16 protein-coding genes are annotated in these 16,609 nt (G+C 73.0%); 7 read left to right on the top strand and 9 right to left on the bottom strand.

The genetic code is table 11. The annotated features are described in order from the left end of the window. Nucleotides 1–26: 26 nt before the first annotated feature. Nucleotides 27–854 carry a lysozyme gene (locus tag K7854_RS05535; RefSeq protein WP_226025214.1) on the bottom strand — a complete coding sequence of 276 codons (828 nt, stop codon included), beginning with the start codon at nucleotides 852–854 and terminating at the stop codon, nucleotides 27–29. 248 nt (nucleotides 855–1,102) lie between these two features. On the opposite strand from K7854_RS05535, the gene K7854_RS05530 reads away from it, so the two are divergent. Next, on the top strand, nucleotides 1,103–1,597 hold the full coding sequence (locus tag K7854_RS05530) for a MarR family winged helix-turn-helix transcriptional regulator (RefSeq protein ID WP_226025213.1): 495 nt from the start codon (nucleotides 1,103–1,105) through the stop codon (nucleotides 1,595–1,597). Nucleotides 1,598–1,618: 21 nt separating this feature from the next. Here the strand turns inward: K7854_RS05530 and K7854_RS05525 are convergent, their stop codons facing one another. Further along, nucleotides 1,619–2,410 (bottom strand): protein phosphatase 2C domain-containing protein, encoded by a 792-nt coding sequence (locus tag K7854_RS05525; protein WP_226025212.1) that lies wholly within the window; start codon nucleotides 2,408–2,410, stop codon nucleotides 1,619–1,621. 465 nt (nucleotides 2,411–2,875) lie between these two features. Here K7854_RS05525 and K7854_RS05520 point away from each other — a divergent pair, with 465 nt between their 5' ends. From K7854_RS05520 to K7854_RS05500, 5 genes are read left to right on the top strand one after another with little or no spacing between them, the layout of a single operon-like run. Then, complete coding sequence (locus K7854_RS05520) at nucleotides 2,876–6,262, top strand: nitrate- and nitrite sensing domain-containing protein (RefSeq protein ID WP_226025211.1); 3,387 nt, start codon at nucleotides 2,876–2,878, stop codon at nucleotides 6,260–6,262. Beyond that, entirely contained in the window at nucleotides 6,259–6,762 is a 504-nt protein-coding gene (locus K7854_RS05515) for a roadblock/LC7 domain-containing protein (protein WP_226025210.1), read from the top strand. The genes K7854_RS05520 and K7854_RS05515 overlap by 4 nt, the downstream gene beginning before the upstream one ends. Further along, nucleotides 6,759–7,211, top strand: coding sequence for a DUF742 domain-containing protein (locus tag K7854_RS05510; RefSeq protein WP_087807261.1), 453 nt, complete (start codon nucleotides 6,759–6,761; stop codon nucleotides 7,209–7,211). The genes K7854_RS05515 and K7854_RS05510 overlap by 4 nt, the downstream gene beginning before the upstream one ends. After that, nucleotides 7,192–7,833, top strand: coding sequence for a GTP-binding protein (locus K7854_RS05505; protein WP_003973677.1), 642 nt, complete (start codon nucleotides 7,192–7,194; stop codon nucleotides 7,831–7,833). The genes K7854_RS05510 and K7854_RS05505 overlap by 20 nt, the downstream gene beginning before the upstream one ends. 44 nt (nucleotides 7,834–7,877) lie before the next feature. Continuing rightward, on the top strand, nucleotides 7,878–9,140 hold the full coding sequence (locus K7854_RS05500; protein ID WP_226025209.1) for a styrene monooxygenase/indole monooxygenase family protein: 1,263 nt from the start codon (nucleotides 7,878–7,880) through the stop codon (nucleotides 9,138–9,140). On the opposite strand, the gene K7854_RS05495 is transcribed toward K7854_RS05500, so the two are convergent. From K7854_RS05495 to K7854_RS05480, 4 genes are all read right to left on the bottom strand, one after another. Then, the gene (locus K7854_RS05495) at nucleotides 9,104–10,261 is read right to left on the bottom strand and encodes a C40 family peptidase (RefSeq protein ID WP_226025208.1); all 1,158 of its coding nucleotides are present in this window, start codon (nucleotides 10,259–10,261) and stop codon (nucleotides 9,104–9,106) included. The genes K7854_RS05500 and K7854_RS05495 overlap by 37 nt on opposite strands. Before the next feature lie 103 nt (nucleotides 10,262–10,364). After that, nucleotides 10,365–10,688: a DUF8847 domain-containing protein gene (locus tag K7854_RS05490; RefSeq protein WP_226025207.1), complete on the bottom strand. Its 324-nt coding sequence runs from the start codon at nucleotides 10,686–10,688 to the stop codon at nucleotides 10,365–10,367. A gap of 52 nt (nucleotides 10,689–10,740) precedes the next feature. Then, nucleotides 10,741–11,394, bottom strand: coding sequence for a TetR/AcrR family transcriptional regulator (locus K7854_RS05485; protein WP_226025206.1), 654 nt, complete (start codon nucleotides 11,392–11,394; stop codon nucleotides 10,741–10,743). A gap of 62 nt (nucleotides 11,395–11,456) precedes the next feature. After that, complete coding sequence (locus K7854_RS05480; protein WP_226025205.1) at nucleotides 11,457–12,395, bottom strand: AurF N-oxygenase family protein; 939 nt, start codon at nucleotides 12,393–12,395, stop codon at nucleotides 11,457–11,459. 221 nt (nucleotides 12,396–12,616) lie between these two features. Between K7854_RS05480 and K7854_RS05475 the strand changes: the two genes are divergently transcribed. After that, nucleotides 12,617–13,222 carry a Uma2 family endonuclease gene (locus tag K7854_RS05475; protein WP_226025204.1) on the top strand — a complete coding sequence of 202 codons (606 nt, stop codon included), beginning with the start codon at nucleotides 12,617–12,619 and terminating at the stop codon, nucleotides 13,220–13,222. 3 nt (nucleotides 13,223–13,225) lie between these two features. Here K7854_RS05475 and K7854_RS05470 read toward each other — a convergent pair whose 3' ends face one another. From K7854_RS05470 to K7854_RS05460, 3 genes are read right to left on the bottom strand one after another with little or no spacing between them, the layout of a single operon-like run. Next, complete coding sequence (locus tag K7854_RS05470) at nucleotides 13,226–14,689, bottom strand: penicillin-binding transpeptidase domain-containing protein (protein WP_226025203.1); 1,464 nt, start codon at nucleotides 14,687–14,689, stop codon at nucleotides 13,226–13,228. Further along, entirely contained in the window at nucleotides 14,686–16,047 is a 1,362-nt protein-coding gene (locus K7854_RS05465) for an FtsW/RodA/SpoVE family cell cycle protein (protein ID WP_226025202.1), read from the bottom strand. The genes K7854_RS05470 and K7854_RS05465 overlap by 4 nt, the downstream gene beginning before the upstream one ends. Nucleotides 16,048–16,090: 43 nt before the next feature. Next, complete coding sequence (locus K7854_RS05460) at nucleotides 16,091–16,546, bottom strand: SH3 domain-containing protein (RefSeq protein ID WP_226025201.1); 456 nt, start codon at nucleotides 16,544–16,546, stop codon at nucleotides 16,091–16,093. Nucleotides 16,547–16,609: the final 63 nt, after the last annotated feature.

Raw genomic sequence — 16,609 nt, 5'->3', positions numbered from 1 at the left:
CGGGCCGTCGCCGTACGCGTCGTGGGTCAGCCGTTCGCGAGCGCCTGGACGCGGTCCAGCGCGCCGTTGAACTTGTTGTGGTCGCCGACCGTCGGACCGGACGAGGTGTACTGCCACATCGTGTAGTAGCCCCAGCCGGCCGGCAGCGTGCCCACCGTCGAGGCGTACCGGGCGATCCACAGCGGGTTGTCGGCGGCGAAGCCGCCGTAGTTGCCGGTGCACTGGGTCCACCAGCTGGTGGCCGTGTAGATCACGGCGTCCCGGCCGGTGCGGGCCTTGTAGGTGTTCAGGAAGTCCCGGATCCAGGACACCATCGCGCTCTGCGACTTGCCGTAGCAGGTGGCGCCGTACGGGTTCCACTCGATGTCGAGTGCGCCCGGCAGCGTCTTGCCGTCCCTGGACCAGCCGCCGCCGTGGTCGACGAAGTAGTTGGCCTGGGTGGCGCCGCTCGTCGTGTCCGGGGTGGCGAAGTGGTACGCGCCGCGGATCATGCCCACGTTGTAGGAGCCGTTGTACTGCTGGGCGAAGTAGGGGTTGGTGTAGTACGTCCCCTCGGTGGCCTTGGCGTAGGCCCATTTGACGCCGCTGCTCCACAGGGTCGACCAGGCGACGTTGCCCTGGTGGCTGGAGACGTCGACGCCCTCCGTCTGGACCGCGCGGCCCGGGACGGGGGTGCCGTGTTCGCCGTCGTGGGCCGCGACGCCCATGCCCATGTGGGCGGAGCCGCGGGCCGGGACGTCCGCGGACGACGAGGCGTCGGCGGGAAGGGTGAACACGAGGGAGAACGCGGCGAGCAGGATCCCGGTGACGGCGAACCGCCGTCCGCGGGCCGATCCGGATCTGTGCACGAGCATGACGTGCCTCCGCTGGCTCGGTGGTGCTCGGTGGGGGATGCGCGAGTGGGGAGAACCCCTGGATGGCACGGGAATGGCGTGCGCATGCCATCCGGAGTCCGGTGAAGACTCTACGCACGTAGAAACGGCGGGTGGAAGAGGACCGGGAGCCGCCGTTGGTCTAAGCCTGCGAAATACTTGGCGAGCTGCGGCGATGGCGGCCCGCGGCGGAAACTTTCAGGACCGGAAAAATCGAGGCAGGGGCTGACGTGCACGAAGACGGGAACGGCGGCGGTCGCGGAGGCGAATCCCACCTGTCCGGCAGTGGTGTGAACCAACCGGAGTTCCTCGCCCTGGAACGGGAGTTGACGGTCCTGCTGCGACGGGCCCGGGCCAACCAGGGGGAGATGGCCCGGGAGGTCCACCCCGACCTGGAGTCGTCCGCGTACGGCCTGCTCGTCCGGCTCGGCGAGTGCGGCGGTCAGCGCGCCACCGACCTGGCCGCCTTCATCGGCGTCGGCAAGGCGACGATGTCCCGCCAGCTGCGCGCCCTGGAGGACCTCGGGCTCGTCGCCCGCGAGCCGGACCCCGCCGACGGCCGGGCCTGGCTGGTCACCCTGACCCCGGAGGGCCAGGAACGCGTCGGCCGGGTCCGGGAGGCCCGCCGCGCCCGGTACGCCCGCCGGCTCGCCGACTGGGACCCGCGCGAGGTGACGGAACTGGCCCGGCTGCTGCACGAACTCAACCGGGGCATGGAGAGGTAGTACCGGCGCGGACCGGCCGTCTCACACCTCGGCGTAGACCACCGTCGCGTCGTCGTGCGTCTTGCTGCGCCCGAGGAACGCCCGGTCGCCCGCCGCGTCCGCGCGCTCCAGCTCCCGCACCCGGTCCACCAGTGCCTGTGCGCCCTGCTTGCGCACCAGCGCCAGGCAGTCCGCCCAGTCGCCCTCCCCGAACTTCTCCACCCACCGCGCGGCCCCGTCCGTCAGCGCCGCCAGCGTCCGCACCCCGGCGCGCGGCAGCACCCCCGTCACGGCGCGTGCCGCCACCCCGGGGTCGGCCGCGGCCGTGAAGAAGCCGCCCTCCTTGTTGCGCAGTTCGGCGTCGATCACCGCGTCGCTCACCAGGGCCGAGCGGGGCAGCCGGGACAGCCGGTCGTCCAGGACGGGGGTGAGGGTGCCGTCCGGGGCCTCCAGCAGGAGGGCCGAGTCGGACAGGACCAGGTACTCGACCGCGGCCGGGGACCAGCGGGCGAGGACCACGGTTGCCTGCGGTGTCCGTGGGTGAGAAAGGTCACAGGTTTCCGCATGGGCCGCCGCGGTACGCGCGATGGCGCGGGACAGGGCCTCGGCGAGGGGAAGATCCGGGAGTGAAACGGTCAGTTCGGTCAGCGCCCCGCCCAGGCGCGCCGTGAACCAGGGCACGGAATGCAGACAGCCCGTCGCGGTCCGTGGCGGTGTCACGCCGTCCAGCAGGACGAGTGAACCACCCTGTCCCGAGGCGGGTAGTCCGACGCTCGCGAAGTCCTCGTTGGGCTGGTCGGCGAGGCCTGGTTCCGAGACGAGTTCCGTACGCATCCGGCCAGTCTGCACGAGGCCTTCACAGCGTTCGCAGAAGGCTGGCACCTTCCTCGAATTCTCCCGGAATCGACGCGGTGGCGCAGGTCAGGCGCCGGATTTGGGGTGGAATCACATCCTCCGGCGGTGCGTGGCGGCACATAGTGCCACCGCCCGTCCCAGACGTCCAACCGGCTCGCCGGTCACGCACCTGGCACGAGCCACGGGAACTTGCTCCTCAACTCCCCTCCGGGGTTCACTCCTTCGGGTGGCGGGTCGGACGATGCGCGCTCACCGCCCACCGGCACTGGGAGGGTCGGGAACCGGTGGGGGGACTGCCCCGCTCACGCGGTCTCCCCGCCCGACGCGCTGCCGGCGGCCGGGGAACGGCCCAGCGCCCGGCGGAGGGTGCACGCGCCCCCGGCCGGCCAGTTGACGGAGCGCCACCCGGGCCCACGGGTACACGAGTCAGGAATGCGAGCACCGGTGCAGAAGACGCGGCCTCGTCGCACAGGCAAGCAGACGGCCCCCGCGGGGAGCGCGGAGCGCACCCCCGGCACCTCCACCCCTCCGCAGCCGCCGGAGGCCCCCGTCGGCAAGGGCCGTGCCACCCACGTACGCAACCGCCTCATCGTCGCGGTGGCGGTCGTGGCCGCCGCCGTCGCCGGGGCCGGAGCCCCGTCGGTGGTCGCCGCCTCCGGGCAACTGCACGACTCCCAGGAGCTGGTGACGCTCGCCGAGCAGACCCAGGGCGCGCTGACCCTCGCCCACTCCCTCGCCGACGAGCGGGACGAGGTCACCCCGTACATCGCGGCCGGCCGCCCCAAGTCCAAGGCGCCCTCCGAGCAGCGCAGCGCCCGCGTCGACCGCCAGGTGGAGGAGCTGCGCGCCGACCCCGACACGCCCGCCTCCCTGCGCGAGGACCTCGACGCCGTCGCCGCGCTGCGCCGCGCCGCCCTCACCGGCAAGAGCACCGCGCTCCAGGCCCACCAGGCGTACTCGGAGGCGATCACCGAACTCCACGCCCTGGCCGAGCAACTGGCCGAGGAGATGCCGCCCCGCGCGGGCTCCGGCGCGTACGCGCTGGCCGAGCTGGACACCGCCGTCCAGCAGGCCGCCGCCACCCGCGGCCTGCTGCTGGCGGCGCTGAACGTGCCGAGCAGCACCGAGACCGTCATCGACCCGGTCACCGGCCTGCCCACCGAGACCACCAGCACCTCGGACGCCGACGCCGAGCAGCGCGACGCGCTCTCCGCCGCCGCCCAGCAGGCCCGGGTGCGCTCCGACGCGGCCCTCGCCGACTTCCGCGAGGGCGCCCCCAAGGAGGCGCGGAGCAGCTTCGACGCCACCGTCGCCGGGCCCGAGGTCAACTCGGCCGAGAAGTACCTGGCCGGTCTCACCGACGAGCCCACGCTCTCCGACGGCGACCTGCGCACCAGCACCAAGCGGCTGGACGCCGCGCTCTCCGCCCGCGTGGACGCGATGCGGGGCGCGGAGTCCGCGCTGTACGAGAAGCGCGTCCAGGACCTGGAGCAGCTGCGCGACGACGACGTCACCGCGCTGGAGATCCGGATCGCCGTCCTCGGCGCCCTGATCCTGCTCGCCGTCGGCATCGCCACCGCCCTGGCCCGCACCCTCACCCGCCCCCTGTCGGTGCTGCGCCGCGGCTCGGCCCGGCTGGCCGAGGCGGAGGACCCGACGACCCAGGAGCCGGTCGCCTTCACCGGCCGCAACGACGAGTTCGCACAGGTCGTCCGCTCCGTCAACGCCCTGCACCGGCACGCCGCGACGCTCGCCGGGCGGGTCGCCACGCTGGAGTCCGACCGCAAGCACCTGGTCGGCCAGCGGCAGAAGATGGCCGACGCCCGCGAGGAACTGCGCGCCGAACTCGCCGAGTCCGCCGCCCAGCTGGAGGTGGTGCGCAAGAGCATCGGCTCCACCTTCGTCAACCTCGCGCTGCGCACCCTCGGCCTGGTCGAGCGGCAACTGGCCGTCATCGAGGGCCTGGAGGAGCGCGAGCAGGACCCGGACCGCCTCGCCACCCTGTTCAAGCTCGACCACTTCGCCACGGTCATGCGCCGGCACAGCGAGAACCTCCTGGTGCTCGCCGGTACCGAGCACGTCCAGCACAGCGCCTCGCCGGTGCCGCTGGTCGACGTGGTGCGGGCCGCGGTCAGCGAGATCGAGCGGTACGAGCGGGTGCGCATCGCCGCGCTGCCGCCGCACGCCCACGTGGCCGGGTTCGCCGCCGACGACCTCTCCCACCTGCTGGCCGAGCTGATGGAGAACGCCACCTCCTTCTCGCCGCCGGACCTGCCCGTCGAGGTCTCCGGCTGGCTTCTGGAGAACGGCGAGGTGATGCTCTCCGTCCAGGACGAGGGCATCGGCATGGCCACCGAACGCCTCCAGCGGCTCAACGCCCGCCTCACCGACTTCGACCCGGACGCGCCGTACGACCAGGAGGGCGAGGACGGTCTCGGGCTCGGCCTCTACGTCGTCGCCCGGCTCGCCCACCGGCACGGGGCGCGGGTCCGGCTGCGGGAGCAGAAGCAGGGCGGCGTCGCGGCCGTCGTCGTCCTCCCGGGCCCGCTGCTCGCCGCGGCCCCGCCGGCCGCGCTGGCCCCGACCGTTCCGGTGTCCGACGGCACCGGTTCCTTCACCCTGCCCGGCGCGGACGCGGAGGCCAACTCCAACGTCCTGCACGGGCGGGCGGAGAAGGCGGGGCAGGCGGAACAGGACGCCGGCCCGGAGGCGGAGCCGCCCGGCACCGACCCGCTGGTGGCCTCGGCGGAGGACGCCGTACGCCGCGCCGAGGCGGACGCGCTCCGCGCGGATTCGGACGCCCCCGCCGCCACGGAGGCCGCCCCCGCCCGCGCGGAGACACCGGCCCCCAGCACCCCGGGCTCCGCCCCGCAGGGCCCCGCTCCGGACGCCCCCGACGCGCAGGACCCCGCCCCGCAGGGTGCCGCTCCGGATGGCCCCGGCTCCCAGGGCTCTGCCCCGCAGGGTGCCGCTTCGGACGCCCCCGGCGCCCCGGGCTCCGCCCCGCAGGGTCCCGCGCCGGACGCCCCCGGCTCTCAGGGCTCCGCCCCGCAGGGCCCCGCTTCGGACGCCCCCGGCGCGCAGGGCCCCGCCCTGGACTCCGGTTCGCAGGGCCCCGGTTCGCAGGGCCCCGCTCCGGTCGGCTCCGGTTCCCCGGGCCTTGACGCCCCGGACCTCGCCCCGCGGGAGCCCGTCCCGGACGGTCCCGGTGCGCAGGACCGCGCCCCGGGGCTCGGCGCCCCGGACGACGTGGCCGTTCCGGGGCAGTCCGGGCAGGACGACGCGGCGGAGGCCCCCGGGGACGGTGCCGCCCCCGGCAGCGACCTCCCCGACGACGCCACGATGGCCCTCTTCCTGCCGGTCCCGGCGGAGCCTGAGACCCCGGCGGAGCCGGAGACCCGGGCGGAGCCGGAGGACTCGGCGGAGCCGGTCACCGACCCGTACGCCATCGGACCCGACGCCCACGACCGCACGCCGGACGAGGGCACCGGCCCGGGCGCGGAAGCCGCCCGGGCCGAGGGCACCGGGCCGGCCGGGGACGCCGGCCGGACCGCGGGCACCGAGCCCGCCGAACCCGTCACCGACAAGGGGCTGCCCAAGCGGACCCCGAAGCTCACCACCCCCGCCGCGGTGCCGCGCCCGCGCACGTCGGGGTCCGTCGACGCCGACGCGCTCCGCCGCCGGCTGGGCGGATTCCGCCGGGGGGCGGAGGCGGGCCGCCGCGACGTCGAGGCGGAGATCGCGGACCGCACCGGACCGCGGCAGGCGCCGGTCGACGCGGACACAACCGAAGAAGCCACGGGGGGCACTGTCGAGGAGGCAAGCAGTTGACCGCGCCCAGTACCTTCGGACTGAGCAGTGAAGCCCGCAATCTCCACTGGCTGCTGACCAACCTCGTCGAGGAGGTGCCCGGCATCCAGTCGGTCGCCGTGGTCTCCTCCGACGGGCTCCTGCTCCTGTCCTCCGACCCCGGCCGCAACGAGGAGGCCCGGCAGGTCCGCGAGACGCCCCGGGCGGGCCCCCGCGGCTCCGCCGCCGACCTCGCCACCGTCGTCTCCGGCGTCGGCAGCCTGACCATCGGCGCCGCCCGGCTGATGGACTTCGGCACCGTGAAGCACACGATGGTCGCCATGGACGAGGGCAGCCTGTTCGTGATGTCGATCAGCGACGGCTCGCTGCTCGGCGTGCACGGCTCCGCGGACTGCGACATGAGCGTCGTGGCGTACCACATGGCGCTCTTCGTCGGCCGCGCCGGCCACGTCCTGACCCCCGAACTCCGCACCGAGCTGCGGAAGTCCCTGGAGTCCGAGTCGACGGGGAGCGCCCGATGAGCAGCAGTCCCGGAAAACCCGGCAAGAACGGCCGGGGACACCTCCCCGTGCGCGGTGCCGACCGCAAGCCCGCCCGCGTACGCCCCTACTCGCTCACCGGCGGCCGCACCCGCTTCGGCCATGTGCTGCTCGTCGAGACGTTCGTCGGCGCCACGGCCGGCACCGCCGCGCTCGAAGCCGCCGAGGAGCGCAAGGAACTGACGAATGGCGGCCTCACCTCCCGCGTGATGCCGGAGATGCGGGCCATCGTCGAACTGTGCCGCCGGATGCGTACGGTGGCCGAGATCGCCGCGCTGCTGAAGATGCCGCTCGGCGTGGTCCGCGTGCTCCTCAGCGACCTGGCGGACCAGGGAAAGATCCGTGTGTACGGCACCGGGACCGGCCACGGCACGGGCCGCCCGGACCGCGCTCTGCTCGAAAGGGTGCTCAGTGGACTCCGTCGTCTCTGACGCCGCCGCGTTCGGCGTCCCCCCGCTCGTCGACACCGACGGGCCCGTGCAGCCCTGGCAGACGGATCCCACCCGCGCTCCGGTCGCCACGAAGATCGTCGTCGCGGGAGGGTTCGGCGTGGGCAAGACCACGCTGGTCACCGCCGTATCGGAGATCACGCCCCTGCAGACCGAGGCGCTGATGACCGAGGCGAGTGAGGAGACCGACGACCTCACCGCCACCCCGGGCAAGCTCACCACCACCGTGGCCATGGACTTCGGCCGCATCACGCTCGACGACGACCTGGTGCTCTACCTGTTCGGCACCCCGGGCCAGCAGCGGTTCTGGTTCATGTGGGACGACCTGGTGCGCGGCGCGATCGGCGCCGTCGTGCTGGCCGACACCCGGCGCCTGAAGGACTGCTGGCCGGCGCTGGACTACTTCGAGAGCTGCGGACTGCCGTACGTCGTCGCGGTCAACCACTTCGACGGCAGCGAGCTGTTCGAGGCGGAGGACGTGCGGGAGGCGTTGACGATCCCGGCGCACATACCTGTAATGATCATGGATGCGCGCCGTCGGATCTCGGCCATCGAGACCCTCTTGTCCCTCGTGGGCCACGCGCTCGACGAAACACCCGAGTAGACGAACCCTCGTCCAGACGCCCTCGACCAGGAGACGGAAACCGCATGCGGAAGATACTCGTCGTCGGAGCCGGCCAGTCCGGTCTCCAGCTCGCCCTCGGCCTGCAGTCGCACGGCTACGAGGTCACCCTGATGTCCAACCGGACCGCGGACGAGATCCGCACCGGCCGGGTCATGTCGACGCAGTGCATGTTCCACACGGCACTCCAGCACGAGCGCGATCTCCAGCTGAACTTCTGGGAGTCCCAGGCCCCGAAGATCGAGGGACTCGGCGTCTCGGTGGCGGCCCCCGGCTCCTTCGACCCGGGCCCCTCGCAGCGCGCGATCGACTGGCTGGGCCGCCTCGACGGCTTCGCGCAGTCGGTCGACCAGCGGGTGAAGATGGCCGGCTGGATGGAGACCTTCGCCCAGCGCGGCGGCCAGCTGGTCATCCACGGCGCGGCCGTCGGCGACCTGGACTACTTCTCCCGGGCCTACGACCTCGTCCTGGTCTCGGCGGGCAAGGGCGAGCTGGTCCAGATGTTCGGCCGGGACGCGGAGCGGTCGCCGTACAGCGAGCCGCAGCGCGCCCTCGCCGTCGCCTACGTGCACGGGATGGGCCCGCGGCCCGAGCACCCGGAGACGGAGGCCGTGCGCTGCAACCTGGTGCCGGGCGTCGGCGAGATGTTCATCATGCCGACGTTCACCACCTCGGGCCGCGCCGACATCCTGTTCTGGGAGGGCATACCCGGCGGCCCGCTGGACGCCTTCAAGGACGTCAAGGACCCCTCGGAGCACCTCTCCCTGACTCTGGAACTCATGGAGAAGTTCCTCCCCTGGGAGTACGCGCGGGCCACCAAGGTCGAACTGACCGACGCCGGCGGCACCCTGGCCGGCCGCTACGCCCCCACCGTCCGCAACCCGATCGGCCGCCTCCCCGGCGGCGGGCTCGTCCTCGGCGTGGCCGACGTGGTCGTCGCCAACGACCCGATCACCGGCCAGGGTTCCAACTCCGCGTCCAAGTGCGCCGCCTCCTACCTCGCCTCGATCATCGAGCACGGCGACAAGGAGTTCGACGAGACCTGGATGCAGCAGACCTTCGACCGCTACTGGGAGACCGCCCAGCACGTCACCAAGTGGACCAACACCATGCTGGCCCCGCCGCCGGAGCACGTCCTCAACCTGTTCGGCGCGGCGACGCAGCTCCAGCCCATCGCCGACCGCTTCGCCAACGGGTTCAACGACCCGGCCGACTTCGAGAACTTCTTCTACGACCCGGCGAAGACCGAGGGCTACCTGGCCGAGGTCTCGGGCGCCGCGGGCGCGTAGGACGCCGCGTACCCCTGGTCCGACCCGTCCGTCGCCCCCGCGGGGAGCCTCGGCGGCGTGTAGCGCCGTACCGGCTCCCCGTCCGGGTCGGGCCGTACGGCGCCCAGGACCGGGTTGGCGGCGATCGGTGACACCTTGACGTCGGCGCCGGGCCGCGGTGCCTGGACGACCATGCCGTCGCCGAGGTACATCGCCACGTGCGTGGCCTCGGGGAAGTACACGACCAGGTCGCCGGGGCGCAGCTCGTCCAACGGCACGTGGTCCAGGCGCGCCCACTGCTCCTGGCTGGTCCGCGGGATCGGCGTCCCGGCCCGCTCCCAGGCCACCGAGGTCAGCCCCGAGCAGTCGTACGACGCCGGGCCCTCGGCGCCCCACTCGTACGGCTTGCCGAGCTGCTCCACCGCGAAGCGCACCGCGCTCTCGCCCCCGGCGGACGGCTTGGCGTCGTCGCCGAGCGCGCCGGACGCCAGGAACCGCTCCTGCTCCTCGGCGATCCCGCTGTTCTCCAGCTCCGCCAGCGCGGCCAGTTGCTCGGGGGTGAGGGAGGCGAGCAGCTCCTCGACGGCGCGCAGGCGTTCGCGCACCCCGTCCCGTTCCTCCTCCTGGCGCTCGGCCAGGGCGGCCTGCCGGGCCAGGGCCTCGCGCGAGCGCCGGGACAGCTCCTGCGCCTTCTTCTCGTCGCCCGTCAGGCGGCCCACCGTGTCGACCCGCTCCCGGGCCAGCCGGCCGATCACATGGCCCTGGTCGATCGCGTGCTGCGGGTCGCGGGCCAGCAGCAGCCGAAGGTAGGGGGAGAGGTTGCTGCTGCTCTGGTACTGCTGCCGGGCCAGCCGCCCGGCCGCGCCCCGGCTGTCGTGCAGGGACGTGCGGGCCCGCGCCAGCTCGGCGTCCAGCCGCCGCACCTCGGCGCGCTGCTCCTTCAGGCGCTCCTCGGTGCCGTTGTAGGTCTCGGTGGCCCGCTCCGCCTCCCGGTACAGCCGCTGAAGGTCCGTCAGCAGCCCGGCCACGGTGCGGTCGTCGGCCGTACCGGGCGCGGGTTCGGCCGCGGCGGGCACGGGCGCGAGGACGATCCCGGCCGCCACCGCCGCCGTACACACCAGACGCAGAAGCCTTCCTGACACGCCATCACCTCCGACGCGGGGCGGCGGGTCCGCTCCGCACGGTGAGCATGTGGCGGGTGCGCGGGCTTCGCGCGCCGAGTGTGCGCGGATCGGCGCAAGCAGGTCACCCGTCCGCGTCGTCCGGCTTGCCGTGCGGCGTGGCGTCTGGATCGGCGGTCGCCGGGCGGTCCGGCTTCGACCAGGGCCACCTGCGGCCCGAGCCCTTCCGCCCCGAGGGGTCGTAGGTGTACTTCCAGCGCGCGAACCGCAGCCCGCCCCGGGCGTCCCGGGGCTGCCTCCGGTACACCAGCACGGTGGGCGGGCCGCCGTCCGGGTCCGGTACGGGGATGCGGTACGTCTTCGGCGGGTGCCCGGTCATCCCGACCAGGACGGGCAGCACACGCCCGTCCATGGGGCCGCCCTCGAAGGGGGTGTCTTCGCTCTTCACGGCACCAGTGTCGGTGATCGGCCGGCCGTCCGCCGGGGCCGGCCGGCCGGTGTCACAGGTCCGCCGCCAGCGCCTCGACCAGCGTGGCGGTCTGCGGGTCGCGGCGGGCGGTGACCGTCAGTACGGCCAGGAACTGCTCCACGAGCCAGTCCCGCAGCTCGTCGCGGGGCGGCTGCTTGTCCTCGTCCAGCCAGATCAGCGAGGCCGCCTCCACCGCCGTGATCCACATCCGGACGGTCATCCGCAGCCGGGGGCCGGGCTCGGTGACGTCCAGGTGGCGCATGATGTGGTCGGCCGCGGCCCGGCGGACGCCGTCCACGATGCCCGAGGTCTGCGAGGTCTCGACCACGCTGCCGCCGCGCAGCAGCGCGCTGAAGCCGGTGTCGTGCTCGTCGACGAAGGCCAGGTAGCGGTCCAGGGCGCGGGAGAGCCGGGCCAGCAGCGGGCCCACGCGGGGCTCGTCGAAACACAGGCGCAGCTCGTCGGCGGCGGAGCCGAGCGCGGCCTCGTACAACTGCTGCTTGCCGCCGGGGAAGTACCGGTACACCAGCGGGCGTGAGACCCCGGCCTGTTCGGCCACGTCGTCCAGGGAGACCTCCTCCGGGGGCCGGTGCGCGAAGAGGGCGAGCGCCGCGTCCAGCAGCTGGACGCGGCGCTCCTCCACGCTGAGGCGGCGGTAGGCGGGGGTGGAGGCCTGCGGGGTCATGAACCGCAGCGTAACCCGCACAACCGGGCGCCCCCTCATGACGGCGGAGCGGACCGGCCGGACTACGCCAGCAGTCCCGACGAGCGCCACAGCTTCCGGCCCACGCCGCGCAGTACGCCGATGTCGTCCAGGAAGTCCGTCAGGCGCTTCGCGCCGGTCTGCATGATCTCCTTGCGGTGGCCGCTGGCCTTGACCTGCGCCAGGGCCTCGCGCTTGTCGAGGCCGACGTTGGTGTACACCTCCGGGTTGATGAAGGCGATGGAGAAGACCCGGGCGAACTCGCCGGAGGTGACCCGGGTGAACTCCTGCGACCACTTCGGGGCCGTGACCATCTGACGCCGCAGCTCCTCACGGGCGTACCGCACGTGCCGGGCCTCCTCGACGACGTGGATGCGCGTGACGCCCCGGATCAGCGGCTGGACCCGCTCGTCCGGGAAGGTCAGCCGCTGCATCCAGTCCAGGACCTCCTCGCCGAGCAGCGTGGCGGTGAAGGAGCCGGGCGTGGTGGAGATCGTCTTGAACAGGCGCCCCAGGTGCTGGTGGACCGGGCTCACCGGGTACCAGGGCGTCTCGCCGCGGGATATCAGCCGGGCGAACATCTTCGAGTGCCGGCACTCGTCCTCGATCTCGGTGAGTGCGTAGCGCACGTGGGCGCTCGTCGCCGCCTTGTCGTAGATGTGCCGGACCAGCAGCTGCATCAGGATCAGCTCGAACCAGATGCCGAGCGAGGCGAGCGCGGCGGCCTCGTGCTGGGAGAGCAGGATGCGCTGCTCCTCGCTCATCCGCTGCCACATCGGGGTGTCGTACAGCGACACCAGCTCCGGCGGCCAGAACCACTTGCCGTCCTCGAACGGCGCGTCCCAGTCCAGCTCCTTGTCCGGGTCGAAGGAGTGCTTGGCGGACGAGTCGAGCAGCCGTTCGGCCACCTGCTCCCGGTCCTTGAGCAGGCCGAGCGCGTCGCGCAGGCCCTCGAGCGCGTCGGCTTCCGTCAGCGTCGTCATGGCTGTGTCCCACCTCGTCGAACGGATCGTGTTACCCGCGGTCACTCCAGCGTGCTGCGTCTTATGAGACTGCGTGTCAGCAAGCTCGTCAATCCCCTGCGCGGAACTTGTTGACCGCGAGTAAAGATGACCGGGGTCAAGTGCGGGGTGGAGATCGCTCGATGGGGTGTCGGTACGCGGTAGGCCCGTGCCGACGGACAGTTTCGGCAAAGCTCCGGAGCATGACAGTGGGTTTGGATCGCGACTACGGGCTGGACGATGACTACGAGTGGGCTCGTCCGCCGGACGGCGGCTGGACGGCCGACGACCTCGACAGGCTCCCCAACCTGCCCAGTCGTACGGAGCTCCTGGACGCGAGTCTCGTCTTCGCGAGTGCGCAGACGATGTTCCATGCGAGCACGGTCCGGCTGCTGGAGGGGGCGTTGGTCGAGCAGGTTCCGGACGTCTTCGAGGTCTACCATTTCTTCTCGGTGACGCTCGACACGCGGAACCGGCTTGAACCAGATGTGCTGGTCTCCCGCGCCGGTGCGGACCTCGGGCCCAGGCAGACCCGCCTTCTCCCCGAGGACGTCACTTTGGTGGCCGAGGTGGTCGCCGAAGACTCGATCGGCCGTGACCGGGAGGCCAAGCCCCGCAAGTACGCAGGCGCGGGCATCATGCATTTCTGGCGGGTAGAGGAGCAGGACTGCCTTCCTGTTGTCTACGTCTACGAACTCGACCCGGCAACCAGGACTTATGTGCCGACCTGCATCTTCCACAACCGCCTCAAACTCACTGTCCCCTTCCTCATCGACATCGACCTCACCGCCGTGAACCGCCGCCGATAGCCCTCACCCTCCCCCTCCAAGAACCGCCTCCATCACCGCCCGCGCGATCGGCGCCGCGAGCCCGCCGCCGCTGATGCCCTCCCGGTCCGCCGCCGAGCCCTCGACCACCACCGCGACCGCGACCTTCGGCTCCACGTCGCCGGCGCCCCGCGCCCAGGAGATGAACCACGCGTACGGCGTGCCCGAGTTGCCGACGCCGTGCTGGGCGGTGCCGGTCTTGCCGCCGACCACGGCACCCGGGATCGCCGCCTTCGCGCCGGTGCCCTTGTCCACCACGCCGGTCATCAGCTCCTTGAGCAGCGCCGCGGTCGAGGGACGCATCACCTCCCGGGAGGGCCGCGACCCGGCCGCCGCGACCAGGCTGCCGCCCGCCCGCTGCGTCCGCTCCACCAGGTACGGCGAGCGCACCTGACCGCCGCCCGCCACCGCGGCCGCCACCATCGCCATCTGCAGCGGCGTCGCGCGCGTGTTGTACTGCCCGATCGACGACAGGCCGAGCTGCGCCCGGTCCACCGAGGAGTCGAAGGTGCTCCTTGCGACGGGGAAGGGGATCCGCAGCCCGTCGTCGTTGAAGCCGAAGGCCTCCGCGGTCGCCGCCATGCCGCGCACCCCCACGTCCACGCCGAGCTTGGCGAACACCGTGTTGCAGGACCACTCGAACGCCTCCCGCAGCGAGGCGTTCCGGCACCCGTCGGCCTCGTTGGTGAGCTTCGTGCGGGTCCCGGGCAGCGTGTACGGGTCGGGGGAGCGGGTCGGTGCGTCCAGGTCGCGCACCACCCCAGCGTCCAGCGCCGCCGCCGCGGTGACCACCTTGAAGGTCGAACCCGGCGGATAGGTCCGGCTCACCGCCCGGTTGAGCATCGGCTGGTCCGGGTCGGCGTTCAGCCGGTTCCAGGTGCGGGTGGCGGCCGCGCTGTTGCCGGACAGCAGCTGGGGGTCGTAGGAGGGGGTGGAGACCAGGGCCAGGACGCGGCCGGTGGCCGGCTCGATCGCGGCCACCGCGCCCTTGCGCCCGCCGAGCCCCTCGAACGCCGCCCGCTGCGCGGCCCCGTCGATCGTCGTCACCACGTCGCCGCCCGGGTTGTGGGCGCCCGTGACGTCGTTCCACAGCGGCAGCGGCGCGAGCACCGGGTCGGCGCCGGACAGCAGGCCGTCCTCGGCGTGCTCCAGGAGCGTCGTCCCGTACGCCTGGGAGGCGAAGCCGGTGATCGGCGCGTACATCGGCCCGTTCGCGTAGGTCCGTTCGAAGCGCAGGTGCTCGCCGGTGTCCCGGGAGCCGGTGACCGCCTCGCCGCCGACCAGGATGTCGCCGCGCGGCTGCTGGTAGCGGGCGATGTCGGGGCGGCGGTTGGCCGGGTTGTCGTCGTACTCCGGCTTCTGGACGATCTGCACCCGGGCCGCGTTGACCACCAGGGCGACCAGCAGCAGGGCGCAGAAGACGGCCGCGTGCCGGATGTTCCGGGTCACGAGGGCGTCCCGCGCCGGGCCGCGTGGCTGACCCGGATCAGCAGCGCCACGATCGCCCAGTTGGTGACGACCGAGGACCCGCCCTGCGCCAGGAACGGCATCGCCATGCCGGTCAGCGGGATCAGCCCGGTCACCCCGCCCGCGATGACGAACACCTGGAGCGCCACGATCGAGGAGAGGCCGACCGCGAGCAGCCGGCCGAAGGGGTCGCGGGCGGCCAGGCCCGCCCGGTAGCCGCGCTCCACCAGCAGCCCGTACAGCAGGAAGACGGCGGTCAGGCCGAGGAAGCCCAGCTCCTCCCCGGCCGTCGCCAGGATGAAGTCCGACTTGACGGCGAAGCCGATCAGGACCGAGTGACCGAGGCCCAGACCGGTGCCGGTGACGCCGCCCGCCGCGAAGGCGAACAGGGACTGGGCCAGCTGGTTGGGACCGTCGCCCGCCTCGATGGAGGCGAAGGGGTGCAGCCAGTCCTCCACCCTGTTGTGCACGTGCGGCTCCAGCCAGCCCACCGCGACCGCGCCCAGCGAGGCCAGCAGCAGGCCGACGGCGATCCAGCCGGTGCGGCCGGTGGCGACGTAGAGCAGGACCACGAACAGGCCGAAGAAGAGCAGCGAGGTGCCCAGGTCCCGCTCCAGGACCAGCACGCCGACGCTGACCAGCCACACCGCGAGGATCGGACCGAGGACCCGGCCGGTGGGCAGTTGCAGCCGCCACACCCTGCGTCCCGCGTACGCCAGTGCGCTGCGGTTGGCGGCCAGGTAGGCGGCGAAGAACACCGCGAGCAGCACCTTGGCGAACTCGCCGGGCTGGATGGAGAAGCCCTCGATCCGGATCCAGATGCGGGCGCCGTTCACCGCCGGGAAGAAGATCGGCACGGTGAGCAGGGCGAGCGCCGCGGCGACGCACACGTAGGCGTAGCGCTGCAGCACCCGGTGGTCGCGCAGGAGCAGGACGACCACGATGAACAGCGCGACGCCCAGCGTCGACCACACCAGCTGGGTCGGGGCCGCCCGGTCGCCCGGCGTCTCCAGGTCCAGCCGGTAGATCAGCACCAGGCCGAGGCCGTTGAGCAGCACCCCGATGGGCAGCAGCAGCGGGTCGGCGTACGGGGCGCGCAGCCGTACCGCCAGGTGGGCGAGGAGCGCGAGCACCCCGAGCCCGGCGCCGTAGCCGACGGCGCCGGGCGGCAGGGCGTCGTGCTGGGCGAGGCCGACGTTGCAGTAGCCGAAGACCGACAGCAGGACGGCCATGACGATGAGCGCGAGTTCGACGCCCCGGCGCCGGGGGAGCCGGGCGACGGGAGCTGGCGTGTCCGCCTGTGCCACGGTGATTCCGGTTCCGGTTCCGGCCTTGGTCATGTCCGGAACTTACCCAAATGGTGGGGTGTGCTCGGTGTCCGGCTCAGCACCAGCGCGGCGCGGGGCCGATGTTGTCGATGTAGCGGGCCGCGCCCCAGGCCCAGGTGCCGTCCGTGAGGAGGTACCAGAGCGGGTTGCCCTGCACCCGGTCGCCGGGCGTCTTGCAGTAGATGGAGACGACCTCGCCCCGGCGGGCGTACCGGATGACGTCCGAACCGCGGGTCGGCGAGGTGCGCAGGGCGAGGCGCTGGGCCGTCACGACGCCCCGGTAGCGGCCCTGCTCCTGGCGGCCGTCGCCCCCGCCCCACTCGTCGCCGCCGTTCCCGCCGCGGTTTCCCGCACCGGTGACGGCGGACGTGGAGCCGGCGTCCCCGCCCCGCCCGTCGTTCGCGACGGCCGGGGCGACGGCGACGGCGGTGGCGAGCGCGCCCGCCGCGAGGGCGGTGGCAAGACCGCGGACCAGGGGTGAGTGCGAGGCCGGTGCGGACAGTGGGGACATGGGAGTACCTCCCGGGAGCGAACGGTTCTTCAGATGACTAACCGCCACATTAGGAGCGCCCCC

Source organism: Streptomyces hyderabadensis, from assembly GCF_020404845.1.
GTDB lineage: Bacteria > Actinomycetota > Actinomycetes > Streptomycetales > Streptomycetaceae > Streptomyces > Streptomyces hyderabadensis.
The sequence above is the reverse complement of the archived record's forward strand: the minus strand, read 5'-3'. Positions and strand labels throughout refer to the sequence as shown.

Coding starts and splice junctions, on each gene's coding strand:
- K7854_RS05465 (WP_226025202.1), bottom strand. CDS start 16,047: ATGACCAAGGCCGGAACCGGAACCGGAATCACCGTGGCACAGGCGGAC.
- K7854_RS05500 (WP_226025209.1), top strand. CDS start 7,878: ATGCGGAAGATACTCGTCGTCGGAGCCGGCCAGTCCGGTCTCCAGCTC.
- K7854_RS05535 (WP_226025214.1), bottom strand. CDS start 854: ATGCTCGTGCACAGATCCGGATCGGCCCGCGGACGGCGGTTCGCCGTC.
- K7854_RS05480 (WP_226025205.1), bottom strand. CDS start 12,395: ATGACGACGCTGACGGAAGCCGACGCGCTCGAGGGCCTGCGCGACGCG.
- K7854_RS05460 (WP_226025201.1), bottom strand. CDS start 16,546: ATGTCCCCACTGTCCGCACCGGCCTCGCACTCACCCCTGGTCCGCGGT.
- K7854_RS05525 (WP_226025212.1), bottom strand. CDS start 2,410: ATGCGTACGGAACTCGTCTCGGAACCAGGCCTCGCCGACCAGCCCAAC.
- K7854_RS05475 (WP_226025204.1), top strand. CDS start 12,617: ATGACAGTGGGTTTGGATCGCGACTACGGGCTGGACGATGACTACGAG.
- K7854_RS05510 (WP_087807261.1), top strand. CDS start 6,759: ATGAGCAGCAGTCCCGGAAAACCCGGCAAGAACGGCCGGGGACACCTC.
- K7854_RS05485 (WP_226025206.1), bottom strand. CDS start 11,394: ATGACCCCGCAGGCCTCCACCCCCGCCTACCGCCGCCTCAGCGTGGAG.